Raw genomic sequence first — 21,518 nt, 5'->3', positions numbered from 1 at the left:
AAAATTCGGCCGCGCCGCTCAGCCGAGCGCATCGAGGCCATCGGCGACCGTGTCGAACGCCGCGCCCAGCGCCTCGGCCAGCGACACCGACTCGTCGGCCAGCCAGTGTTCGTAGGCGGACAGCGCCACGCCGAGCATCGTCCACGCGACGGTCTGCGGCACCAGGTCGCCGGCCCTGGTACCGAGCCGGTTGGCGACGAACGCCGCGACGACCGCGCGCCATCCTGCGTACATCGTCATCGAGTAGGCCTGCAGCGCCGCGGTCTCGAGGATCACCCGCATGCGCTGTCGATGGCGCGCGGTCTCGGCCTCGTCAAAGGTGTTGAACGCCAACAGTGCTGTGCGCAACGCATTGCGGATCGGCACGCTCGGATCGAGGTCGGTGAGCAGCTCCCGCAGATGCTCGAGGTGCGCGTCGAAATCGCCCCATGGCAGCGCGTTCTTGGACGGGTAGTAGCGAAACAGCGTGCGCCGGGCGATGCCCGCGGCTTCGGCGACATCGTCGACGCTGACCTCGTCGAAGCCGTGCTCGGCGAACATGTCGATGGCCACGTTGCTGATGTGCGCCCACGTCGTCGCGCGCCTGCGGCCCACCCGATGCGGGGCTCCCGAGCCCATGCGCGCTCCTTTTCCGGGTGCCCCTCTTCCATTCTGGCACCCGATGCCATAATATTGCGATCTCGATCACAATTGTCGAGAACCGCGAAAGCGCCCCGAGAAAGGCAAGCCCATGGAACCCAATGAGCAGGTGCAGGCCGACGAGCTCGTCACCGAGACGCTGGTCGAAGAGGTGTCGATCGACGGGATGTGCGGGGTCTACTGACCGTGACTTCGTCGAGAGTGGCGTCCCGGCCGGAGTCCGACTCGGGCCCCGGCCCGGAGTTGGACTCCGGCCCGGTGTTCGACCCGGAACTCGGCTGGCGGCTACACCACCAGGTGGCGGTGCGGCCCGAGCCGTTCGGGGCGCTGCTCTACCACTTCGGAACGCGCAAGCTGTCCTTCCTGAAGAACCGGACCATCGTTGACGTCGTCAACGCGCTGTCCGACCATCCCGACGCCCGATCCGCCTGCCGCGCCGCCGGTATCGACGACGCGCAGCAGGCACCGTATCTGCACGCACTCGGTGTGCTTGCTCAATCGAAAATGCTGGTGTTGCAATGACTTCTGTAGATTCGGCGCCCGCGCCGGCCGCCCAGCCCGTGCCGCGGCTCGTCGAACAGTTCGAGCACGGCCTCGACGCCCCGATCTGCCTCACCTGGGAGCTGACCTACGCGTGCAACCTGGCGTGTGTGCACTGCCTGTCGTCGTCGGGCAAGCGCGACCCGCGTGAGTTGACCACCCAGCAGTGCAAGGACATCATCGACGAGCTCGAGCGCATGCAGGTGTTCTACGTCAACATCGGCGGCGGTGAGCCGACCGTGCGTCCGGACTTCTGGGAACTCGTCGACTACGCCACCGCCCATCACGTCGGCGTCAAGTTCTCCACCAACGGCGTGCGCATCACGCCCGAGGTCGCGACCCGGCTGGCCGCCAGCGACTACGTCGATGTGCAGATCTCGCTGGACGGCGCGACCGCGGAAGTCAACGACGCCGTGCGGGGCGCCGGCTCGTTCGCGATGGCCACCGGAGCGCTGCAGAACCTCGCCGACGCCGGCTTCTCCGACGCCAAGATCTCGGTGGTCGTCACCCGCCACAACGTCGATCAGCTTGACGAATTCGCCGCTCTCGCAGCACAGTACGGTGCCACGCTGCGCATCACCCGACTGCGGCCCTCCGGTCGCGGCGCCGACACCTGGGACGAGTTGCACCCCACCGCAGACCAACAGCGTCAGTTGTACAACTGGCTCGTGGCCAAGGGCGACGGGGTGCTCACCGGCGACTCGTTCTTCCACCTGTCCGGACTGGGTGCGCCCGGCGCGCTGGCCGGGTTGAACCTGTGCGGGGCCGGCCGGGTGGTCTGCCTCATCGACCCCGTCGGCGACGTCTACGCCTGCCCGTTCGCCATCCACGATAAGTTCCTGGCCGGAAACCTCCTGTCCGACGGCGGTTTTCAGAACGTCTGGCAGCACGCACCACTGTTCCGCGAGCTGCGCGAGCCGCAGTCGGCAGGTGCCTGCGGAAGCTGCGGCCATTACGACAGCTGCCGCGGCGGCTGCATGGCCGCCAAGTTCTTCACCGGTTTGCCACTGGACGGCCCAGACCCCGAATGCGTGGAGGGCTGGGGTGCCCCGGCCCTGGAACAGGAGCGCGTCAAACCCAAGCCCAGTGGTGACCACTCCAGGGGAACCAAACAAGGTCCGGTAGCCCTGAAGCTGCTGACCAAACCCCCGGCCCGATTCTGCAACGAAAGTCCGGTGTGATCATGGCTGACACGTGGTTCGAAACAGTCGCCGCCGCTCAGGAGCGGGCCAAGCGTCGACTTCCCAAACCGGTGTACTCCGCGCTTGTCGCCGCGAGCGAGAAGGGCGTGACGGTCTCCGACAACGTCGACGCCTTCGCCGAGTTGGGCTTCGCGCCGCACGTCATCGGGGCGACCGAGAAGCGTGATCTGGCCACCACCGTGATGGGACAAGAGATTTCGCTGCCGGTGCTGATCTCGCCGACGGGGGTGCAGGCGGTCCACCCCGAAGGCGAGGTCGCGGTCGCACGCGCGGCAGCCGCCCGCGGCACCGCGATGGGCCTGTCGTCTTTCGCCAGCAAGCCGATCGAGGAGGTGATCGCGGCCAACCCGAAGCTCTTTTTCCAGGTCTACTGGCTCGGTGGCCGGGACGCGATCGCGGCCAGGGTCGAGCGGGCCCGGCAGGCCGGCGCCGTTGGTTTGATCGTGACCACCGACTGGAGCTTCTCGCACGGCCGCGACTGGGGAAGCCCGAAGATCCCCGAGCAGATGGACCTGCGCACGACCGTGCGCATGCTCCCGACGGGGCTGACCCGGCCGAGCTGGATGTGGCAATGGGGCAAGACGCTGCGGCCGCCAAACCTGCGGGTGCCCAATCAGGCGGCCCGCGGTGAGGCGGGTCCGCCGTTCTTCGCCGCCTACGGCGAGTGGATGGGTACGCCCCCGCCGACCTGGGAGGACATCGCCTGGCTTCGCGAGCTGTGGGGCGGTCCCTTCATGCTGAAGGGGGTGATGCGGGTTGACGACGCCAAACGCGCTGTGGATGCCGGTGTTTCGGCGATCTCCGTGTCCAACCACGGTGGCAACAACCTGGACGGGACACCGGCGTCGATCCGGGCCCTGCCTGCGATCGCCGAGGCGGTCGGAGACGACGTCGAGGTGCTGCTCGACGGCGGTATCCGTCGGGGTAGCGACGTGGTGAAGGCCGTCGCGCTCGGCGCTCGTGCGGTGATGATCGGCCGGGCGTACCTGTGGGGCCTCGCGGCCAACGGGCAGGCCGGTGTCGAGAACGTGCTCGACGTCCTGCGCGGCGGCATCGATTCTGCATTGATGGGTCTGGGTCGCGCGTCGGTGCATGATCTCGAAGCCGAGGACATCCTGGTTCCGCCCGACTTCGTCCGGGCACTCGGCGTGCCCGGCGACCGGACCGCCTGACTCCGAGCGCGTCCGAGGGAACTTGCTGGTAGAGGCGGGACGCACGGGGCTGGCGGGACGGTGTCGCTGCCGGTGTTGAAAATTCCACCGAATGAATTGCTGCGCATGCGCCAACAATTGGCGCACGACAGGTGAATTCGGCCTACCATCGGCGGGTGCCATCTGTCAGCGAGCTCGCGAATGCGACGTCGAAGCAGCTGCAGAGCACCCCGTCAGCGCTGCTCGTCCCAGTCGGCTCCACCGAGCAGCACGGTCCACATCTACCGCTGGACACCGACACCAGAATCGCGACGGCCGTCGCTCGAGCCGTTGCTGACCAACTGGTCGGCCGCGATGAATTGAACTGGATGGTCGCGCCTGCGATCGGCTACGGCGCGAGCGGCGAGCACGAGGAGTTCAGCGGCACCGTCTCGATCGGGACGTCTGCGTTGCGGCTGTTGCTGGTGGAGTACGGGCGGTCCGCCTCACGGTGGGCGTCGCGGCTGGTCTTCGTCAACGGTCACGGCGGCAATGTGGAGGCGCTGGCGGCCGCGACGGCTTTGCTGCGCTACGAGGGCCGGGACGCAGTGTGGTGCTCGTGCACCGTGGCGGGCGCCGATGCGCACGCCGGGCACACCGAAACGTCTGTATTGCTACATATTTCGCCGCAGGATGTCCGGGTCCACGAAACGGTGCCCGGCAATGTCTCCCCCCTTCGCGAACTCATTCCCGAACTGCGACGGGCAGGTGTCGCCGCGGTGAGCGAGGTCGGCGTGCTCGGCGACCCCACCACCGCGACGGAGGAAGACGGCGCGCGGATCTTTCCCGATATGGTCGAGGCATGCTTGCGGCGGATCACGCGCTGGGTACCTGACCGCGACGGGATGTTGACATGACGGGACCGCGGCTACCCGACGGCTTCGCCGTCCAGGTCGATCGCCGGGTGAAGGTGCTCGGTGAAGGGTCCGCCCTGCTCGGTGGTTCCCCGACCCGACTCCTGCGCCTGGCGCCCGCCGCGCAGACCATGCTGACCGGCGGCCGGCTCGAAGTGCACGACGCCGTCAGCGCGCAGTTGGCCCGCGCGCTGCTCGATGCCACCGTGGCACATCCGCGGCCCGCCAGCGGCCCGTCCCACCGAGACGTCACCGTGGTAATACCGGTGCGCGACAATGCTTCTGGTGTGCGACGGCTGCTTACCGCAGTGCGCCGCCTTCGGGTCGTCGTCGTCGACGACGGCTCGGCCACCCCGCTCGAGCGGTCCGACTTCACAGATCTGCACGGCGACGTGCTGGTGCTTCGCCACGACCGCAGCAGAGGACCAGCGGCCGCCCGCAACACCGGTCTGGCGGCGTGTAACACCAACTTCGTTGCCTTCCTGGACAGCGATGTCGTGCCGCGGCGCGGATGGCTGGAGGCGTTGCTCGGCCACTTCTGCGATCCCGCCGTGGGGCTGGTGGCGCCCCGCATCGTCGGCCTGCGCGAACCCGAGAACCTGGTCGCCCGATACGAGGCGGTGCGGTCGTCGCTCGACCTCGGTCTGCGGGAGGCCCCGGTGATGCCGTACGGCACCGTGTCCTACGTCCCCAGTGCCGCGATCATCTGCCGCCGATCCATGCTCAGCGAGGTCGGCGGCTTCGACGAGTCGCTGAGGTCGGGCGAAGACGTCGATCTGTGCTGGCGCCTCATCGAGTCGGGGGCGCGTCTGCGCTACGAACCCGTGGCGCTGGTCGCGCACGACCATCGCACGCAACTGCGAGAGTGGTTCTCGCGCAGGTCTTTCTACGGCGAAGCCGCCGCGCCGCTGGCGGTCCGGCATCCCGGCAAGACCGCACCGCTGGTGATCTCGGGCTGGACGCTGCTGGCGTGGATGCTGATGGCGATGGGTTCGTCGATCGGATATCTGGCCTCGATCATCGTCGCGACCGTCACCGGCCGCCGCATCGCCAAGTCGCTGTCCAGCGTCGCGACCGAGCCCAGGGACGTCGCGGTGGTAACGGCACACGGACTGTGGTCCGCCGCCATGCAGCTCGCCTCGGCGATCTGTCGGCACTACTGGCCCCTCGCGCTGATCGCCGCGCTGCTGTCCAGGCGGTGCCGGCAGGTGGTGCTATTGGCCGCGGTCGTCGAAGGCGTCGTCGACTGGTTGACCCGTAACGGCAACGCCGAGGACGACACCCCGCGGGTCGGACTGCTCGCCTACATCGTGCTCAAACGCCTCGATGACATCGCCTACGGCACTGGGCTGTGGGCCGGTGTGGTCCGCGAGCGAGATCTCGGCGCGCTCAAACCCCAGATCCGGACCTGAAACGACGCTCTTCGGGTGCGCAGTGAATCTTTTGCTCCTCCCGTACGCAGTGCTTCCTTTGCTCCTCGCGTGCGCAGTGACGTCCTGATCGTCGGTGCCGGCAGCGCCGGTTCCGTTCTGGCCGAGCGACTCTCCGCCGACCCCTCGTGCGTTGTCACCGTCGTCGAAACCGGCCCCGGACCGTCGGACCCTCGGGTGCTGACCCAGATCAGCGACGGGTTGCGGCTACCGATCGGCGCCGCCAGTTCGGTGGTGCGACGGTTTCCGACCACGCTGACCGTCGACCCGCCACGGCATGCGCAGATCATGCGCGGCGCCGTGGTGGGGGGATCCGGGGCGGTCAACGGCGGCTACTTCTGCCGAGGACTGCCGTCGGACTTCGACGCCTGGGGACTCCCGGAGTGGTCATGGCCTGAAGTGCTGCCGCATTTCCGCGCCATCGAAACCGATCTCGACTTCGACAACGCGTTACATGGATCGGAAGGTCCGATACTGGTTCGGCGGGTGGCCGAATTCGATGGGTGCACAGCATCTTTCGTCAAAGCGGCCACCGACGCGGGCCATCCGTGGATCGACGACCTCAACGGTTCCACGCCCGAGGCGCCGCTTCGCCCCGGAGTGGGAGCGGTGCCGCTGAACATCCACCAGGGCGCCCGCGTCGGTCCCGGCGATGCACATCTGCAACCCGCGATGGACCGGGCAAACCTCACACTGCTCGCCAATACCCGCGTCCTGCGAATCAGGATCGTCGCAGGCCGCGCAGTCGGCGTGAGTTGCTTGGGCCCGCAAGGCGCCGTCGACCTCGACGCCGACCGAATCGTCTTGTGTGCAGGCGCAATCGGCTCGGCTCATCTTCTGATGCTGTCTGGCCTCGGACCGAAAGACGTTCTGGCAGCGGCGGGAATACCGGTGATCGTCGATCTGCCGGTCGGCACACAAACGTCGGACCACCCGGAATGGGTGCTGCCGGTGAGTTGGTCGGAGACTCACGGACTGCCCCCGCTGGAGGCGGTTCTGACTACCGAGGATTCTCTCGAGATCCGGCCATACACAGCGGGTTTCGGTGCGATGGTCAGCGGCCGCCGGGACGATCCCGGAGACCATCCCCACATCGGGGTGACGTTGATGCGGCCGAAGTCGCGGGGACGGGTGAGGATCGTGACCGCCGACGCCGATATCCCTCCTGCCATCGAGCATCGTTACGACACCGAGCCCGACGACATCGCGAAGCTGCAATCTGGAACCGAACTGGCTCGTGAGCTCATCAGCCCGACAACAGAACTCGGCCCGGTGTCATGGTCGACGTCGCAGCACCTCTCGGGTACCGCCCCGATGGGCGCCGACGGCGACGAGGCGGCGGTCGTCGATTCGCGGTGCGGCGTGCGGGGCGTCGACCGGTTGTGGGTGGTCGACGGGTCCGTGTTACCCGCGATCCCCAGTCGCGGCCCGCACGCGACCATCGTCATGCTGGGACACCGGGCGGCCGGATTCGTCGTCTGACGCCAGGCCAACGCGGCGAACCCGCGACGGAGGCCAGGACGATGGACAGCACTCGCAACCACAAGGCGTCGATATCCTGAACGAGCCGGACGAGGACGCTGACCATCGGGCACTGCCGTCCTTCGGTGGACAACTGTCGAGATCAACGGTCCGATGTGGAGGGGAATCCAACGATGAGTGGCGGGAGTACTGATCCGCGGCCGGCCCGCTCGCGGGCCCGCCTGCTCGACGCTGCGACGACGTTGCTGCGGTCCGGGGGACCCAACGCCGTCACGATCGACGCGGTGACCCGGACCGCCAACGTGGCACGGGCCACGTTGTATCGCCACTTCACCAGCGCCAACGACCTGATGGCCGCGGCGTTCATGAGCCTGCTCAACCCGGCGCCGATGCCACCCGCCGAAGGCAGTCTGCGGGATCGGTTGATCGCGGTGGTGTGGGGCTGGGCGGAGTCGATCGCCGAAGTGCCCGCGATGATCACGGCCATGACGTGGATGGCCTCCGGACCCGATGTCGACACATATCCTCAAGCGCAGCAACCGGGTTCGGACGCCGCCGGGACTCTGCGTACGCGCATCATCCAGCTGTACTCGATGCCGTTCGATGCGATCCTCGACAGCGCGCAGGCGGCCGAGGAACTCGAGGAGGTCGATCGCATGCAGGCCATCGCGTTGCTCATCGGCCCGTTGATTCTCGGCAAGCTGTCCACCGTGGCCGATTTCGACTACCGCGCGTGCGCCGAGGCGGCCGTCGACGGCTTTTTGGCCACCCACGCCAAGAAGGCGGGAGGTGTCACCTCAGCGAGTAGCGAATCGGGAGGTGTTTGAGGCCGCCGACGAAGGTGGTGGCGGTCAGTTCGGGGGCGCCGGCCAACTCGATCGACTCCAGGCGGGGGATGAGTTCGGTGAAGAGGCTGTTCATCTCCATCCGTGCCAGCGCGGCACCGAGACAGAAGTGCACGCCGTAGCCGAACGAGACATGCTTGTTCGGATCGCGGCCGACGTCGAAGCGGAACGGCTCATCGAACACCTCTTCGTCTCGGTTGCCGGAAACGTAAGCGAGGTAGGCGGATTCGCCCTTGGCGATCTTCACGCCCCGGACTTCGGTGTCTTCCGCCGCGGTGCGCATGAACTCCTTGACCGGCGTCGACCACCGGATCATCTCCTCCACAGCCGTCGGCATCAGGTCCAGATCGTGGCGCAGCCGGTCCAGTTCGCCGGGGTTCTCGATCAGGGCGTGCAGGCCGCCGGAGATCGCGTCCTTGGTGGTGTCGTGCCCCGCGCTGGCGACGATCACGTAGTAGGACGCGGTGTCCATGTCCGACAGCGGTTCACCGTCGATGCGGCCGTTGGCGATCGCCGAGGCGAGGTCCTCGGTCGGGTTCGCCCGGCGCGAGGCGGTGAGCTCGGCGAAGTAGTTGAAGAAGTCTGCGAGCACCGCGAGCATGTCCTCGGGTGTCTGGCCGCGCTGGAATTCCTCGTCGTCGCCGCCGAACATCTCCTGGGTGAGCATGTGCATGCGCGGGAAGTCCTCCTCGGGCAGGCCGAGTAGCGACATGATCACGTAAAGCGGGAAATTCACCGCGATCTCGGTGACGAAGTCGCACTCCGGACCGATCTCGCGCATCCTGTCGACATAGCGTTTGGCCAGTTCGTCGACGCGGACCTGCAGCGCACGCATCGCCTTGGGGCGGAACCAGTCCGCGCCGATCGCACGCACTTTGCGGTGGTGCGGGTCGTCCATGTGGATCAGCGTCCGCAGCCCGATACCGGCCTCCAATTGCGCCTTCAGGACGTCATCGGCCTCGGCCGTCGCGAGCAACGGGCGCGGCTCGGACAGCCAGAGGTTGTTGTCGCGCTCGATGGCCATGATGTCGGCGTGCTTGGTGATCGCCCAGAACGGCCGGTATGGCGGGTTGTCGACCCACGCCACCGGGTTGTTCGCCCGCAGGTAGGTCAGCGCCTCGTGGAGTCGCGTGTCGTCGGCATAGCCCTTCGGGTCGGCCAGTACCTTCGCGGCGTCATCCATTGTCGGGGTGCTCATCGGGGCTCCTCACTACCGGGGCTGGTGGCGAACTTGACGCGTGTCAAGTCGACAGTCTATGTGACGGACGCCACGTCGCAAAGGGCCGCGACCAAGTTGCTCAGTAGGCTCGGCGTTCGTGCCCTCGCGATGTCTCCGTCGAATCCGGGCGACCGCGGCGCTGCTCGCCGCCGCGGGTCTGCTCGCGGGATGCGCCGGGAAGGAGACGGCCGCCGAAGGTGTGCCCGTCGACCCCGGGGTGGTGCAGACCGCTGCGGGTGCGGTCCGCGGAACCGTCGCCGCCGATCATCGGTACTTTGCCGGAATCCCTTACGCCGCAGCGCCTGTCGGCGTGCTACGGTGGCGACCACCGGCACCGGTCGGCTCCTGGACGGGATTCCGCGACGCGACCCGCCCCGGTGCGCGCTGCATCCAGGACACGAGTTCGGACGTCGATCATCGTCCGCCCAGTGAGGACTGTCTGACCCTCAACGTCTGGACGCCGCCACCCGCGAGCGATGCGAAGCCGGTGATGGTGTGGATCCACGGCGGCAGCTTTCTGAACGGCAGCGGCGACATTTACCGGGCGCGGGAGCTGGCAAGCCGCGGTGTCGTCGTCGTCACGATGAACTACCGCCTCGGCGCCCTCGGCTTCCTCGCCCACCCCGCATTCGGTTCCGAGGGTGACGTCGGCAACTACGGGTTGGCCGACCAACAGGCGGCGCTGCGCTGGGTGCGCGACAACATCGCCGAATTCGGCGGCGATCCGGACAACGTCACGATCGCGGGGGAGTCGGCGGGCGGTATGGCGGTGTGTGACCACCTCGTCGCGCCGGGGTCGGAGGGTCTGTTCAGTGCGGCGATCATCCAGAGCGCGCCGTGTCAGGCGCAATACGATCTGCCGGCCGCACAGCAGGCCAGCGCCGCTTACGCCGCCGGAATCGGATGCGCCGATCCGCTTGTCGCCGCGCAGTGTCTTCGCTCGCTGCCCGCAGACCGATTCCGGGCGCCGCTGACGTATGCCGGGTTCGGGACCGAACGGGTGAGCGGCCCGGTGGCGGGAACGCCTGCGCTGCCGGAGAATTCGTTCACCGCGATCACCAGCGGTAAGGCCACTCGGGTGCCGGTGATGATCGGCACCAACGAAGACGAGTTCGCCTTGTTCGCAGCGTTGCAGTTTCTGCGCGGCCGCCCGTTCGACGCCGCCCACTATCCGGAACTGCTCGCCGAGGTCTTCGGGCCACATGCGGCCGCCGTTGCGGCGCGCTACCCGCCCGACCGGTACGGCGGCAACGTCGCACTGGCCTACTCGGCGGCCGTGACGGCGGCCGAGTTCGCCTGCGTCGCCGACCGGATGGCCGACGCACTGTCCGGCCAACCCGTCTACGCCTACGAGTTCGGCGACGACGACGCGCCGGCGCCCGAGCCGTTGCGTGCAGCGCCGTTCCCCATCGGGGCCGCCCATTCGCTCGAGCTGCGGTACCTGTTCGACGTCGGCGGCGCGCCACCGCTGAAACCCGCGCAACAGCAGCTGTCCGACGAAATGATCGACTACTGGGCGCGGTTCGTGACGACCGGTTCACCCGGGCCGGATTGGCCGCAGCTCACGACAGCTCAGGCGGGTGAGCGGATGTTGTTGGAGCCGAACGCCAGCCACGTCGTCACCGACTTCGAACAGCGACATCAGTGCGCGTTCTGGGCGAGCCTGCCGGCCTGAGCGCTTCGATCAGGTGGGCGTGACCCAGCACGTGATGTCCGCGTGCACGACTTCGGTGCCAGCCCGATCCACCACGCTCACCGGCACCACCACATCGGTGCCGTCGGTGATGGAGGAGAAGTCCGGCGGTGCCAGGCGGGCCTGCGCGCGCAGCGACGTGGTGGCCTTGTCCAGATATTCGACGTGCATGGCCTTGGGGATCCAACGGTGGCTGGCCGGCACGGTCGCCTCCATCAACATGCCCATCGCCATCTCGGCGGCGTTGCAGGACGCGATCGCATGCACCGTGTGCAGGTGGTTGTGAACGAAGAACCACTTGGGCACCGTGACCTCGGCGTAGCCGGGTTCCATCCGTACGACGTGCGGGACGATGGAGGCGAAATACGGCACCCGCGCGATCACCGCGGCCGAGAACACCCGGCTGCCGCCCGGCATTCCGGACAGGCGTTTCCAGGCGCGATATGTCGAGGTCGGGGCGGCCATGTGTCAGTACCTTACTCATCGGTAAGATGATGCCGGCACGGTGACATCGGCAACGCCGGGTTTCCCGTGGCCAGGGATTTGGAGCATGCCGTTTTCTGAGGCATACTGTTCGGGTTGCCTTGAGCTGAGACGGTGCCTGTTCGGACCGCGTGGCCAGGGCATACGACCGGCGCCCACCCGGGCGCATCCGGTGCCAATCTCGATCGTGACGAATTTTCGCCGCGGACGAGTGTGCGTGCGGGCGACACACCCGACCGCGGGGACCGGTGGACCACAGACAGAAGAACAGCGGCGGCATAGCAGCGCGAGGCTCGATTGCCGGCGGCCCGATTTCGGGCCCTGTATGAGTGAGGTAGGAGAAGCGTGGCGGGACAGAAGATCCGCATCAGGCTCAAGGCCTACGACCACGAGGCCATTGACGCCTCGGCGCGCAAGATCGTGGAAACGGTCACCAGAACCGGCGCCAGCGTGGTCGGCCCGGTGCCGCTGCCGACCGAGAAGAACGTGTACTGCGTCATCCGGTCCCCGCACAAGTACAAGGACTCGCGGGAGCACTTCGAGATGCGCACCCACAAGCGGCTGATCGACATCCTCGACCCAACGCCGAAGACCGTCGACGCGCTCATGCGCATCGATCTGCCGGCCAGCGTCGACGTCAACATTCAGTAGGAGATTCCAGAAAACCATGGCGAGAAAAGGAATTCTGGGCACCAAGCTGGGCATGACGCAGGTGTTCGACGAGAACAACCGGGTCGTGCCGGTGACGGTCGTCAAGGCCGGGCCCAATGTTGTGACGCGCATCCGCACGACGGAGCGTGACGGCTACAGCGCGGTGCAGCTGGCCTACGGCGAGATCAGCCCGCGCAAGGTGAACAAGCCTGTGACAGGCCAGTATTCGGCCGCTGGGGTCAACCCGCGCCGGCATCTGGCGGAGCTGAGGCTCGATGACGAGACTGCCGCGGCTGAATACGAGGTCGGCCAGCAGCTGACCGCCGAGATCTTCGCCGACGGCACCTACGTCGACGTGACCGGCACCAGCAAGGGCAAGGGCTTCGCCGGCACGATGAAGCGCCACGGCTTCCGTGGTCAGGGCGCCAGCCACGGTGCCCAGGCGGTGCACCGTCGCCCCGGCTCCATCGGCGGTTGCGCCACCCCCGGCCGGGTGTTCAAGGGCACCCGGATGTCCGGGCGGATGGGCAACGATCGAGTGACGACGCAGAACCTGCTGGTGCACAAGGTCGATGCCGAGAACGGCGTACTGCTCATCAAGGGCGCCATCCCCGGCCGCAACGGCGGGCTCGTGATGGTCCGCAGCGCAATCAAGCGAGGCGAGAAGTAATGACTATCAAGATTGATGTTCATACACCGGGCGGTACGAAGGACGGCTCGATAGAACTACCGGCTGCCCTCTTCGATGTCGAGGCGAACATCGCGTTGATGCACCAGGTGGTGACGGCGCAGCTGGCCGCGGCGCGGCAGGGCACGCACTCGACCAAGACGCGTGCTGAGGTTTCCGGCGGCGGCAAGAAGCCGTACCGGCAGAAGGGCACCGGCCGCGCCCGCCAGGGCTCGACCCGGGCGCCGCAGTTCACCGGCGGCGGCATCGTGCACGGCCCCAAGCCGCGTGACTACAGCGAGCGCACCCCGAAGAAGATGATCCGCGCCGCACTGCGCGGGGCACTGTCGGACCGGGCGCGCAACGGCCGCATCCACGCGGTCACCGAGCTGATCGAGGGCCAGACGCCGTCGACCAAGAGCGCCAAGGCGTTCCTTGCCACGCTCACAGATCGCAAGCAGGTACTGGTCGTGATCGGCCGGACCGACGAGACGGGCGCCAAGAGCGTGCGCAACCTTCCCGGCGTGCACGTGATCGCACCCGATCAGCTCAACACCCACGACGTGCTGAAGGCCGATGACGTGGTGTTCAGCGTGGAAGCGCTGAACAGCTACATCAGCGCGAACACCGAGAAGGACAAAGAGGAGGTGTCGGCCTGATGGCGACCGTCACTGACCCCCGGGACATCATCTTGTCCCCGGTCATCTCCGAGAAGTCCTACGGGTTGATCGAAGACAACGTGTACACGTTCATCGTGCACCCCGACTCGAACAAGACGCAGATCAAGATCGCGGTGGAGAAGATCTTCGGCGTCAAGGTCGATTCGGTGAACACCGCGAACCGGCAGGGCAAGCGCAAGCGCACCCGTACCGGCTACGGCAAGCGCAAGAACACCAAGCGCGCCATCGTGACGCTGGCCGCGGGCAGCAAGCCCATCGACCTGTTCGGAGCACCGGCTTGATTTTTTCAGGCCGGCGACGGAGGAAGACCTAGAAACTCATGGCAATTCGCAAGTACAAGCCGACGACCCCCGGTCGCCGCGGTGCCAGCGTCTCCGACTTCGCTGAGATCACCCGCGACCATCCGGAGAAGTCGCTGGTTCGGCCGCTGCACGGCAAGGGCGGACGAAACGCGCACGGCCGCATCACGACACGGCACAAGGGCGGCGGGCACAAGCGCGCCTACCGCGTGATCGACTTCCGGCGCAACGACAAAGACGGCGTCAACGCCAAGGTCGCGCACATCGAGTACGACCCGAACCGCACCGCGAACATCGCGCTGCTGCACTACTTCGACGGCGAGAAGCGCTACATCATCGCGCCGGAGGGACTCCGGCAGGGCGCGATCGTGGAGTCGGGTCCCAACGCCGACATCAAGGCAGGCAACAACCTGCCGCTGCGCAACATCCCGGCGGGCACCCTGGTGCACGCGGTGGAGTTGCGTCCCGGTGGCGGCGCCAAGCTCGCCCGGTCCGCCGGCTCCAGCATCCAGTTGCTGGGTAAGGAAGGCGCCTACGCCTCGCTGCGTATGCCGTCCGGTGAGATCCGCCGCGTCGACGTGCGCTGCCGCGCGACCGTCGGCGAGGTGGGCAACGCCGAGCAAGCGAACATCAACTGGGGTAAGGCCGGCCGCATGCGGTGGAAGGGTAAGCGTCCCACCGTCCGCGGTGTCGTGATGAACCCGGTGGACCACCCGCACGGCGGTGGTGAGGGTAAGACCTCCGGCGGTCGCCACCCGGTGAGCCCGTGGGGTAAGCCCGAGGGGCGTACCCGCAAACCGAACAAGTCGAGCAACAAGCTCATCGTCCGACGCCGGCGCACCGGCAAGAAGCGCTAGGCCGCGGAAGGAGTAGCAGCGATGCCTCGTAGTTTGAAGAAGGGTCCGTTCGTCGACGACCATCTGCTCAAGAAGGTCGACGTTCAGAACGAGAAGAACACCAAGCAGGTCATCAAGACCTGGTCACGTCGGTCGACCATCATCCCCGACTTCATCGGGCACACCTTTGCGGTGCACGACGGCCGCAAACACGTCCCGGTGTTCGTCACCGAATCGATGGTCGGGCACAAGCTCGGCGAGTTCGCGCCGACCCGCACGTTCAAGGGTCACATCAAGGACGACCGGAAGGCTAAGCGGCGATGAGCGCTTGCGCGAAGAGCAGAGGGAACAGCTAATGACTTCCGTTGAAACATATCCGACCGCCGTCGCCAAGGCGCGCTTCGTGCGCGTGTCGGCGACGAAGGCGCGCCGGGTCATCGACCTGGTGCGTGGCAAATCGGTGTCCGATGCGCTGGACATCCTGCGGTGGGCACCGCAGGCGGCCAGCGAGCCGGTTGCCAAGGTCATCGCGAGCGCGGCAGCCAACGCGCAGAACAACGAGGGCCTGGACCCGTCCACGCTCGTGGTCGCCACCGTCTACGCCGACGAGGGCCCGACCGCCAAGCGCATCCGGCCGCGCGCCCAGGGCCGCGCGTTCCGGATCCGCAAGCGCACCAGCCACATCACCGTGATCGTGGAAAGCCGTCCGAGCCGTGAGCAGCGAGCCGGGCAGGCCTCGGCCGCCAGCGCGCGTTCGCGTCGCGCGCAGGGCAGCAAGGCAGCAGCGGCGAAGAAGGCGCCGGCGAGCAAGGCCCCGGCGAGCAAGGCCGAGACCGAGGCGCCAGCCAAGAAGGCACCGGCCAAGAAGGCAGCCGCGAAGAAAGCAGCCCCCAAGAAGACTGCTGAAGCGTCAGATGCGAAGGAGGGCTCGGAGTAGTGGGCCAGAAAATCAACCCCCACGGCTTCCGGCTCGGTATCACCACCGACTGGAAGTCCCGGTGGTACGCCGACAAGCAGTACAAGGACTACGTCAAGGAAGATGTGGCGATCCGACGGCTGCTGGCCACCGGTCTCGAGCGCGCAGGCATCGCGGACGTGGAGATCGAACGGACTCGCGACAGAGTCCGGGTCGACATTCACACCGCCCGCCCGGGCATCGTGATCGGCCGCCGCGGCACCGAAGCCGACCGCATTCGCGCCGACCTGGAGAAGCTGACCGGTAAGCAGGTGCAGCTGAACATCCTCGAGGTGAAGAACCCGGAGTCGCAGGCGCAGTTGGTGGCTCAGGGCGTTGCCGAGCAGCTGTCCAACCGCGTGGCATTCCGCCGCGCCATGCGCAAGGCGATCCAGTCGGCCATGCGCCAGCCCAACGTCAAGGGCATCCGGGTGCAGTGCTCGGGCCGGCTCGGCGGCGCCGAGATGAGCCGCTCGGAGTTCTACCGCGAAGGTCGAGTGCCGCTGCATACGTTGCGTGCCGACATCGACTACGGGCTGTACGAGGCGAAGACGACCTTCGGCCGCATCGGCGTGAAGGTGTGGATTTTCAAGGGCGACATCGTCGGTGGCAAGCGCGAGCTGGCCGCCGCGGTGCCCGCGGGCTCGGATCGTCCACGCCGCGAACGTCCTTCGGGTACCCGGCCGCGCCGTAGCGGCGCATCGGGCACCACCGCGACGAGCACGGAGGCCGGCCGCGCCGCCACCGAAGCTGCGCCCGCGGTGGCCGAGGCCACGGGCGGAACCGAGGCTGCCGCCGCAGAGGCTTCATCCTCTGAACCCACGGAAACTTCTACTTCTGGGGAGAGCTGAATCATGTTGATTCCCCGCAAGGTCAAGCACCGCAAGCAACATCACCCGAGGCAGCGCGGCATCGCCAGCGGTGGCACCACGGTGAGCTTCGGTGACTACGGCATCCAGGCACTGGAGCACGCCTACATCACCAACCGGCAGATCGAATCCGCGCGTATCGCGATCAACCGGCACATCAAGCGTGGCGGCAAGGTGTGGATCAACATCTTCCCGGACCGCCCGCTGACCAAGAAGCCGGCGGAAACCCGCATGGGTTCCGGTAAGGGTTCGCCGGAGTGGTGGGTGGCCAACGTCAAGCCGGGTCGCGTGCTGTTCGAGCTCAGCTACCCCGACGAGGCGACTGCCCGGGCCGCGCTGACCCGCGCGATCCACAAGCTGCCGATCAAGGCACGCATCGTTACCCGAGAGGAGCACTTCTGATGGCAGTGGGAGTGACGCCGGGCGAGCTGCGCGAGCTAACCGACGACGAGTTGAAGGATCGGCTGCGCGAGTCCAAGGAAGAGTTGTTCAACCTGCGCTTCCAGATGGCGACCGGCCAGTTGTCCAACAACCGCCGGCTTCGCACGGTGCGACAGGAGATTGCGCGCGTGTACACCGTGCTGCGCGAACGTGAGTTGGGTCTGGCCTCCGGACCCGTTGGTGAGGATTCGTAATGGCGCAAAAAGCAGAACAGACCAAAGGTACTCAGGCTGGGCCGCGGCGCACCCCGCGCAAGGAAGAGCAGCGCGGCCGCCGCAAGACGGCCATCGGGTATGTGGTGTCGGACAAGATGCAGAAGACCATCGTGGTCGAGTTGGAAGATCGTAAGAGCCATCCGCTGTACGGCAAGATCATCCGCACCACCAAGAAGGTCAAGGCGCACGACGAGAACGACGTCGCGGGCATCGGCGACCGTGTGTCGCTGATGGAGACCCGCCCGTTGTCGGCGACCAAGCGCTGGCGGCTCGTGGAGATCCTCGAAAAGGCCAAGTAGCCCTATCCAGCCGAAAGCCCCCGCAGCGCGGGGGCTTTCGCGTCCCGTAGGCCAGATGCGGGTGATCGCAAGGAAGTCGACTTCAATCTTCCACGGGGCGCAGCACCGCCAGTAGCGTCAGTACCAGGATCTTGAAGTCCAGCTGTAGCGACCAGTTGTCGATGTAATAGTTGTCCCATTCGGCCCGGTCAGCGATTGAAGTCTGTCCCCGAAGCCCGTGCACTTGAGCCCAGCCCGTGACGCCTGCCTTCACCCTGTGCCGCTCGCCGTAGCGCCGCACATGCATCTCGAACAACTCGACGAACTCGGGGCGTTCGGGACGCGGGCCGACCAGACTCATCTCCCCGCGCAGCACATTGAACAGTTGAGGCAGCTCATCCAGCGACGCCTTGCGCATGATCTTGCCTATCCGAGTGCGCCGATCATCGCCCTCCACCCCGCCCGGTGCCGCGCCCGCCTCCAATTCAAAGCCCGCCCCGGCCGGATCATGGAGGCGCATAGTGCGAAACTTCAGGCAGCGGAAGACTTTTCCGTCGCGCCCGATCCGTTCCTGACCAAAGAAGATCGGCCCCGGCGAACTGAGCTTGACCGCGAGAATCAGCACGATCAACAGAGGAGAGACGAGCACCAGGCCCACCAGGGCAGCCGCCCGGTCGAGGGCATGCTTGACGGCGAACTGCCAACCTTTTGGATCGACGCGGGCCAGCACCATCAGAGGTATACCGCCCAGGTGCTCGATCCTGGTGCCGCTGCCTACGGCGTCCATCAACCGGGGTACCACACGGACCCGCATTCCGAGCTGCTGGCCCCGATGGGCGGTCTGTGCCAACTGCTCGTCAGACAACGTCGACGGCGCGATGAGGAGCTCTTCAGCGCGGCAGTAGCGCGCGGCGCTTTCGAGATTTCCCGTGGTGCCCAGGTACGGCACCACGAATTCCTCTGCGTCACTTGGCCGTATATCGTCCAGCATGCCTGCGGGCCACAGGCCGTAGTCCGGCACCTGGCGCATTCGAGAGATGAGCTGATGGGCGATTGGGCCGGAGCCGACGATGAGCGCAGGCACTCCAACATGGAACTTGCGTCGTAGCCAGCGGTTGATCAACGACCTGAGCAGGCGGACCGCCGGGATGAGAACGGCCGCGCACACCCAGATCCGCAAGACAACCTCGCTGGGGCGGACGTACGGGACGACAAGGTCACCGGCCTCGAAGCGAGGCACCAGCAGCAGCATGATCGTCAACGTCGCCAGAGCAGCCACCGCGATTGACGTTTCCACCGGTTCGAAGTCGTCGAGAAATCCGTGGTTGAGTTTTTGTCGGTACAGCGACCGAGTGGCCAATACGAAGACCACTACCGGCACGAAGATCCACGAATACAGGGCGATGTTGCGCTCTTGCTCCAGGTCGCCCGGGATCGACCAATGGGTCAGCAGTACTGCGAGGGCGGCGTACAGGGCATCGACCGCCAGGGTGATCACCGAGTACCCCGGGTCGGTGCGAATGCGTTCGAGCCAGCGCGGCAGCGTCGGGCCGCCGATTCGGACCGGTTGCGGCGTGGCCTTCAGTTGCGGGATGGTCGGTCGGCTAATTGACGGGTCCGTCGTTACCCGCGCATCTAGCTGCATTTTCAATCCCCCGAACGGAACAGTGGCAACCGATCCTAGATGCGCCGTGCCGAGCTACACAGCTAAATGAGCGGCCCGGTCACATCTGCGCCCGTCTTTAGGACGGTTGCCCCATCCGCGGGAGACCGAAGGCGTCTTACCCGCTCGAAGCAGGCAGTGGACCGAACATTCGCTCGACGGCGAGTTGCGCCAGATCACTCAGGACCTGGACGTGACCGGTACCCCAGAGTCGCGGCTTGCTGTCGAATACGCAAAGCGTGCCGACGGCGTTTCCCTTGTGATCGGTCAGAGGTATGCCGAGATAGGCGATGACTGCGCCGCTGCGCACCACCGGGTGGTTTCTGAATACCGGGTCGCTTCGTGCGTCTTCGAGAACCAACGGCGTGCCGGCTGCGACTGTGTACTGACAGATTGATTGGTTGAGCGGCGTCTGACTTTCCTGGACCGACATATCGCCCAGTCCCGCGGTGCTCTTGAAGAATTGCCGGTCGGCATCTACCAAGGACAATGACGCGAACGGGACATCCAACGCGTCGGCGGCTGCGCGGGTGATCCGGTCGTAGACCTCTTCCGGCGGCGTATCGAGCAGCCCCGTCGCACGAACAGCGCGCAGCCGATCGGGGTCGGCTATCACAGTCGATACGTCCGGCATCAAGTCGGTCTCGAGCACCCCGCATTCGGAGAGGTGGTCGAGAAGCTCCCTGGTCGATATCTTGTCGGTGCGCACCTTGTCGGCCATCATTTGTCTGGCCACGGCGCGAGCGACATACGTATCGATGTCCTCACCTGCGTTGCGTGCGCATTCTTCGAGCGAGCGGTTCAGCCAGTCATCGAATCCCGGCAACGAGTTGGACACGTAGGGAACGGTATCCGAAACTGCGCTGCTGACTTCACATATTGACGGGCGCCTTCGACCTGTGCGCGGCTGGCTCCACAGCGAGCAAGTTGCCCTCGATCGCTCCGCTAGCCGATCCGGGCGGCGATGCCGTCGACCAACAGGTCCAAACCCGAACGGAATCGGGCATCGGGATCGTCGTCCGTTGGGTCGAACACACCGTCGTCCAACGCCGCCGCCAGCGCGGGAAACCGCTCCGGAGCGATCAGATTGCGCAGCAAGCCCGGGTAGTCGGACCAGTCCACGCTGCCGGCCTCGATGTCCAATGCGGCCGCACCGCGGATGAAGTGGAGCACCGCCATCACAGCGATGAGCTTGTCGCGCTCGGCGAGACCGGTGCGGCTCAGCGCGGCAAGACCGGCGTCCAGCCATGCCAGCTGGCCGGGGTCCACAGGTGGGCCCGCGGCCGCTGCCTGCAGGATCCACGGATGGCGGTGGTAGACCTCCCAGAGCCCAGTTGCCCAATTCGTCAGCGCCGCAGTCCAATCCGTCGAATCCACCGACGGCGCCGTGCCCGGTGCGGCAGACAGCATGAACATGACCAACTCGTCTTTGTTGGACACGTGCCGGTACAGCGACATCGTGCCGCAGCCGAGGCGATCAGCAAGTCGAGCCATCGACAGCGCACCGAGACCATCGGCGTCGGCGAGTTCGATGGCGGCGTTGACGATGCGATCGCGGGTCAGTCCCCGCGATCGCGTGGGTGCGCTCGGTTCCTGCCACAGGGTCTTCAGCGCTTGCGGCAGTGGGTCGGTCATCGAAAGCCAGACTAGTCGAATACAAACCTCGTGCGTATGCCGTACGCTCGATGCGTATGACATACGCAATACGCATGACCCGACGATGGCCGGCCGTCGCGCTCGCGCTCGTCGTCACCGCGTTCCTTGTTTTCTCTCTGCCGCCGTACCTGACCGGCGGTACCCGGGTACCGGCGACGTTCGCGCTGCATTATCCGCTGCTTGTGGGGCACGTGATCTTCGCGAGCGTGGCCATGGTGGCCGCCGTCGCGCAGATCTGGCCGGGACTGCGGGCGCGGCATCGCGCACTGCACCGTCGCAGCGGCCGCGTCTACGTCGCCACGGCGGTGCCGGCGGCCGTGAGCGCGATGGTGATCGGTGCGCTCACACCCTTCGGGCCGCTTCTTGCCGTGAGCAATGTGGTGCTGGCGGCCCTGTGGCTGTGGTTCACGGTGAACGGCTACCTCGCCGCCAGGCGGCGCCACTTCGCCGAGCATCGGCGTCACATGCTGCTCAGTGCGACTCTCGCGCTGTCGATCATCACAAACAGGGTGTGGACACCGATCATCTTCATCACGTTCCAGCCCTTGAGGGACAGCGTCTTTGGCGGCCACGACGAACACTTCCTGTGGTTCGCCGCCGGCCTGGGGGCCTGGTTGGGCTGGACGGTGCCGCTCGGCATCGTGGCATGGCGACTGCGCCACCGACCGTTAATGGCGGGGTCGTCAATTCCTCGGCTGGCCGACACGCCCCGGGTGTAATCTCCGGGCCAA

The 21,518-nt window shown here is 66.5% G+C and carries 27 protein-coding genes; 21 read left to right on the top strand and 6 right to left on the bottom strand.

Annotation, left to right across the window (positions count from 1 at the left end; all coding sequences use genetic code 11):
• Positions 1-18: 18 nt before the first annotated feature.
• Positions 19-618 (bottom strand): mycofactocin system transcriptional regulator MftR, encoded by a 600-nt coding sequence (mftR, locus tag G6N18_RS11555; RefSeq protein WP_083001037.1) that lies wholly within the window; start codon positions 616-618, stop codon positions 19-21.
• Positions 619-730: 112 nt separating this feature from the next.
• Between mftR and mftA the strand changes: the two genes are divergently transcribed.
• The 8 genes from mftA to G6N18_RS11515 all read left to right on the top strand — a co-directional run bounded on the left by mftA (position 731) and on the right by G6N18_RS11515 (position 8,164).
• Positions 731-823, top strand: a complete 93-nt coding sequence (mftA, locus tag G6N18_RS11550) for a mycofactocin precursor MftA (RefSeq protein ID WP_067217694.1) — start codon at positions 731-733, stop codon at positions 821-823.
• Positions 824-840: 17 nt separating this feature from the next.
• Entirely contained in the window at positions 841-1,161 is a 321-nt protein-coding gene (mftB, locus tag G6N18_RS11545; protein WP_197931663.1) for a mycofactocin biosynthesis chaperone MftB, read from the top strand.
• Positions 1,158-2,360, top strand: coding sequence for a mycofactocin radical SAM maturase (gene mftC / locus G6N18_RS11540; protein ID WP_083001035.1), 1,203 nt, complete (start codon positions 1,158-1,160; stop codon positions 2,358-2,360). The genes mftB and mftC overlap by 4 nt, the downstream gene beginning before the upstream one ends.
• 2 nt (positions 2,361-2,362) lie before the next feature.
• The gene (gene mftD, locus G6N18_RS11535; RefSeq protein ID WP_067217790.1) at positions 2,363-3,553 is read left to right on the top strand and encodes a pre-mycofactocin synthase MftD; all 1,191 of its coding nucleotides are present in this window, start codon (positions 2,363-2,365) and stop codon (positions 3,551-3,553) included.
• 131 nt (positions 3,554-3,684) lie between these two features.
• Entirely contained in the window at positions 3,685-4,428 is a 744-nt protein-coding gene (gene mftE, locus G6N18_RS11530; protein ID WP_067217687.1) for a mycofactocin biosynthesis peptidyl-dipeptidase MftE, read from the top strand.
• On the top strand, positions 4,425-5,837 hold the full coding sequence (mftF, locus tag G6N18_RS11525) for a mycofactocin biosynthesis glycosyltransferase MftF (protein WP_083001033.1): 1,413 nt from the start codon (positions 4,425-4,427) through the stop codon (positions 5,835-5,837). Before mftE ends, mftF begins: the two co-directional genes overlap by 4 nt.
• Positions 5,838-5,906: 69 nt before the next feature.
• Positions 5,907-7,337, top strand: coding sequence for a mycofactocin dehydrogenase MftG (mftG, locus tag G6N18_RS11520; RefSeq protein ID WP_083001031.1), 1,431 nt, complete (start codon positions 5,907-5,909; stop codon positions 7,335-7,337).
• 173 nt (positions 7,338-7,510) lie between these two features.
• Positions 7,511-8,164, top strand: coding sequence for a TetR/AcrR family transcriptional regulator (locus G6N18_RS11515; RefSeq protein WP_083001029.1), 654 nt, complete (start codon positions 7,511-7,513; stop codon positions 8,162-8,164).
• On the opposite strand, the gene G6N18_RS11510 is transcribed toward G6N18_RS11515, so the two are convergent.
• Positions 8,130-9,380, bottom strand: coding sequence for a cytochrome P450 (locus tag G6N18_RS11510; RefSeq protein ID WP_083001027.1), 1,251 nt, complete (start codon positions 9,378-9,380; stop codon positions 8,130-8,132). The two genes, G6N18_RS11515 and G6N18_RS11510, sit on opposite strands and share 35 nt — an antisense overlap.
• A 118-nt stretch (positions 9,381-9,498) precedes the next feature.
• Here G6N18_RS11510 and G6N18_RS11505 point away from each other — a divergent pair, with 118 nt between their 5' ends.
• A complete protein-coding gene (locus G6N18_RS11505; RefSeq protein ID WP_179962395.1) occupies positions 9,499-11,076 on the top strand; it encodes a carboxylesterase/lipase family protein in 1,578 nt (525 codons plus the stop codon).
• 9 nt (positions 11,077-11,085) lie between these two features.
• Here G6N18_RS11505 and G6N18_RS11500 read toward each other — a convergent pair whose 3' ends face one another.
• The gene (locus G6N18_RS11500) at positions 11,086-11,559 is read right to left on the bottom strand and encodes a hotdog fold domain-containing protein (RefSeq protein ID WP_083001025.1); all 474 of its coding nucleotides are present in this window, start codon (positions 11,557-11,559) and stop codon (positions 11,086-11,088) included.
• Between the two features lie 363 nt (positions 11,560-11,922).
• On the opposite strand from G6N18_RS11500, the gene rpsJ reads away from it, so the two are divergent.
• From rpsJ to rpsQ, 11 genes are read left to right on the top strand one after another with little or no spacing between them, the layout of a single operon-like run.
• A complete protein-coding gene (gene rpsJ / locus G6N18_RS11495) occupies positions 11,923-12,228 on the top strand; it encodes a 30S ribosomal protein S10 (protein ID WP_003883485.1) in 306 nt (101 codons plus the stop codon).
• 16 nt (positions 12,229-12,244) lie between these two features.
• Entirely contained in the window at positions 12,245-12,898 is a 654-nt protein-coding gene (rplC, locus tag G6N18_RS11490) for a 50S ribosomal protein L3 (RefSeq protein WP_067217661.1), read from the top strand.
• Entirely contained in the window at positions 12,898-13,554 is a 657-nt protein-coding gene (gene rplD / locus G6N18_RS11485) for a 50S ribosomal protein L4 (protein ID WP_067217658.1), read from the top strand. Before rplC ends, rplD begins: the two co-directional genes overlap by 1 nt.
• Entirely contained in the window at positions 13,554-13,856 is a 303-nt protein-coding gene (gene rplW / locus G6N18_RS11480) for a 50S ribosomal protein L23 (protein WP_059101349.1), read from the top strand. Before rplD ends, rplW begins: the two co-directional genes overlap by 1 nt.
• Before the next feature lie 38 nt (positions 13,857-13,894).
• Entirely contained in the window at positions 13,895-14,731 is an 837-nt protein-coding gene (gene rplB, locus G6N18_RS11475; protein WP_067217654.1) for a 50S ribosomal protein L2, read from the top strand.
• Between the two features lie 21 nt (positions 14,732-14,752).
• Positions 14,753-15,034 (top strand): 30S ribosomal protein S19, encoded by a 282-nt coding sequence (rpsS, locus tag G6N18_RS11470; protein WP_006245110.1) that lies wholly within the window; start codon positions 14,753-14,755, stop codon positions 15,032-15,034.
• A gap of 31 nt (positions 15,035-15,065) precedes the next feature.
• Positions 15,066-15,647: a 50S ribosomal protein L22 gene (gene rplV, locus G6N18_RS11465; protein ID WP_083001024.1), complete on the top strand. Its 582-nt coding sequence runs from the start codon at positions 15,066-15,068 to the stop codon at positions 15,645-15,647.
• The gene (gene rpsC, locus G6N18_RS11460; RefSeq protein WP_083001022.1) at positions 15,647-16,516 is read left to right on the top strand and encodes a 30S ribosomal protein S3; all 870 of its coding nucleotides are present in this window, start codon (positions 15,647-15,649) and stop codon (positions 16,514-16,516) included. Before rplV ends, rpsC begins: the two co-directional genes overlap by 1 nt.
• A gap of 3 nt (positions 16,517-16,519) precedes the next feature.
• Positions 16,520-16,936: a 50S ribosomal protein L16 gene (gene rplP, locus G6N18_RS11455; RefSeq protein ID WP_059101353.1), complete on the top strand. Its 417-nt coding sequence runs from the start codon at positions 16,520-16,522 to the stop codon at positions 16,934-16,936.
• A complete protein-coding gene (gene rpmC, locus G6N18_RS11450; RefSeq protein ID WP_059101354.1) occupies positions 16,936-17,169 on the top strand; it encodes a 50S ribosomal protein L29 in 234 nt (77 codons plus the stop codon). Before rplP ends, rpmC begins: the two co-directional genes overlap by 1 nt.
• Entirely contained in the window at positions 17,169-17,489 is a 321-nt protein-coding gene (rpsQ, locus tag G6N18_RS11445) for a 30S ribosomal protein S17 (protein ID WP_082949227.1), read from the top strand. Before rpmC ends, rpsQ begins: the two co-directional genes overlap by 1 nt.
• An 82-nt stretch (positions 17,490-17,571) precedes the next feature.
• Here rpsQ and G6N18_RS11440 read toward each other — a convergent pair whose 3' ends face one another.
• From G6N18_RS11440 to G6N18_RS11430, 3 genes are all read right to left on the bottom strand, one after another.
• Positions 17,572-19,113, bottom strand: coding sequence for a sugar transferase (locus tag G6N18_RS11440; RefSeq protein WP_083001020.1), 1,542 nt, complete (start codon positions 19,111-19,113; stop codon positions 17,572-17,574).
• A gap of 136 nt (positions 19,114-19,249) precedes the next feature.
• Positions 19,250-19,957 (bottom strand): GAF domain-containing protein, encoded by a 708-nt coding sequence (locus G6N18_RS11435; protein WP_067217781.1) that lies wholly within the window; start codon positions 19,955-19,957, stop codon positions 19,250-19,252.
• A 119-nt stretch (positions 19,958-20,076) separates the two neighbouring features.
• Positions 20,077-20,766 (bottom strand): TetR/AcrR family transcriptional regulator, encoded by a 690-nt coding sequence (locus tag G6N18_RS11430; RefSeq protein WP_083001018.1) that lies wholly within the window; start codon positions 20,764-20,766, stop codon positions 20,077-20,079.
• A 56-nt stretch (positions 20,767-20,822) separates the two neighbouring features.
• On the opposite strand from G6N18_RS11430, the gene G6N18_RS11425 reads away from it, so the two are divergent.
• Positions 20,823-21,506: a DUF2306 domain-containing protein gene (locus G6N18_RS11425; protein ID WP_067217778.1), complete on the top strand. Its 684-nt coding sequence runs from the start codon at positions 20,823-20,825 to the stop codon at positions 21,504-21,506.
• The last annotated feature ends 12 nt before the right edge of the window (positions 21,507-21,518 follow it).

Source organism: Mycolicibacterium celeriflavum, from assembly GCF_010731795.1.
Taxonomy (GTDB): Bacteria; Actinomycetota; Actinomycetes; order Mycobacteriales; family Mycobacteriaceae; genus Mycobacterium; species Mycobacterium celeriflavum.
Note: the sequence above shows the minus strand (reverse complement) of the source record. Positions and strands in the feature narration are given on the sequence as shown.

Excerpts from the sequence above, each read along its gene's own strand:
- G6N18_RS11440 (WP_083001020.1), bottom strand. The coding sequence starts at position 19,113 with ATGCAGCTAGATGCGCGGGTAACGACGGACCCGTCAATTAGCCGACCG.
- G6N18_RS11500 (WP_083001025.1), bottom strand. The coding sequence starts at position 11,559 with ATGGCCGCCCCGACCTCGACATATCGCGCCTGGAAACGCCTGTCCGGA.
- rpsQ (WP_082949227.1), top strand. The coding sequence starts at position 17,169 with ATGGCGCAAAAAGCAGAACAGACCAAAGGTACTCAGGCTGGGCCGCGG.
- mftD (WP_067217790.1), top strand. The coding sequence starts at position 2,363 with ATGGCTGACACGTGGTTCGAAACAGTCGCCGCCGCTCAGGAGCGGGCC.
- rplV (WP_083001024.1), top strand. The coding sequence starts at position 15,066 with ATGACTTCCGTTGAAACATATCCGACCGCCGTCGCCAAGGCGCGCTTC.
- mftR (WP_083001037.1), bottom strand. The coding sequence starts at position 618 with ATGGGCTCGGGAGCCCCGCATCGGGTGGGCCGCAGGCGCGCGACGACG.
- G6N18_RS11515 (WP_083001029.1), top strand. The coding sequence starts at position 7,511 with ATGAGTGGCGGGAGTACTGATCCGCGGCCGGCCCGCTCGCGGGCCCGC.
- rplW (WP_059101349.1), top strand. The coding sequence starts at position 13,554 with ATGGCGACCGTCACTGACCCCCGGGACATCATCTTGTCCCCGGTCATC.
- rplC (WP_067217661.1), top strand. The coding sequence starts at position 12,245 with ATGGCGAGAAAAGGAATTCTGGGCACCAAGCTGGGCATGACGCAGGTG.
- rplD (WP_067217658.1), top strand. The coding sequence starts at position 12,898 with ATGACTATCAAGATTGATGTTCATACACCGGGCGGTACGAAGGACGGC.
- mftA (WP_067217694.1), top strand. The coding sequence starts at position 731 with ATGGAACCCAATGAGCAGGTGCAGGCCGACGAGCTCGTCACCGAGACG.
- mftF (WP_083001033.1), top strand. The coding sequence starts at position 4,425 with ATGACGGGACCGCGGCTACCCGACGGCTTCGCCGTCCAGGTCGATCGC.
- mftC (WP_083001035.1), top strand. The coding sequence starts at position 1,158 with ATGACTTCTGTAGATTCGGCGCCCGCGCCGGCCGCCCAGCCCGTGCCG.
- rplP (WP_059101353.1), top strand. The coding sequence starts at position 16,520 with ATGTTGATTCCCCGCAAGGTCAAGCACCGCAAGCAACATCACCCGAGG.
- G6N18_RS11510 (WP_083001027.1), bottom strand. The coding sequence starts at position 9,380 with ATGAGCACCCCGACAATGGATGACGCCGCGAAGGTACTGGCCGACCCG.
- rplB (WP_067217654.1), top strand. The coding sequence starts at position 13,895 with ATGGCAATTCGCAAGTACAAGCCGACGACCCCCGGTCGCCGCGGTGCC.
- G6N18_RS11425 (WP_067217778.1), top strand. The coding sequence starts at position 20,823 with ATGACATACGCAATACGCATGACCCGACGATGGCCGGCCGTCGCGCTC.
- G6N18_RS11430 (WP_083001018.1), bottom strand. The coding sequence starts at position 20,766 with ATGACCGACCCACTGCCGCAAGCGCTGAAGACCCTGTGGCAGGAACCG.
- rpsS (WP_006245110.1), top strand. The coding sequence starts at position 14,753 with ATGCCTCGTAGTTTGAAGAAGGGTCCGTTCGTCGACGACCATCTGCTC.
- rpmC (WP_059101354.1), top strand. The coding sequence starts at position 16,936 with ATGGCAGTGGGAGTGACGCCGGGCGAGCTGCGCGAGCTAACCGACGAC.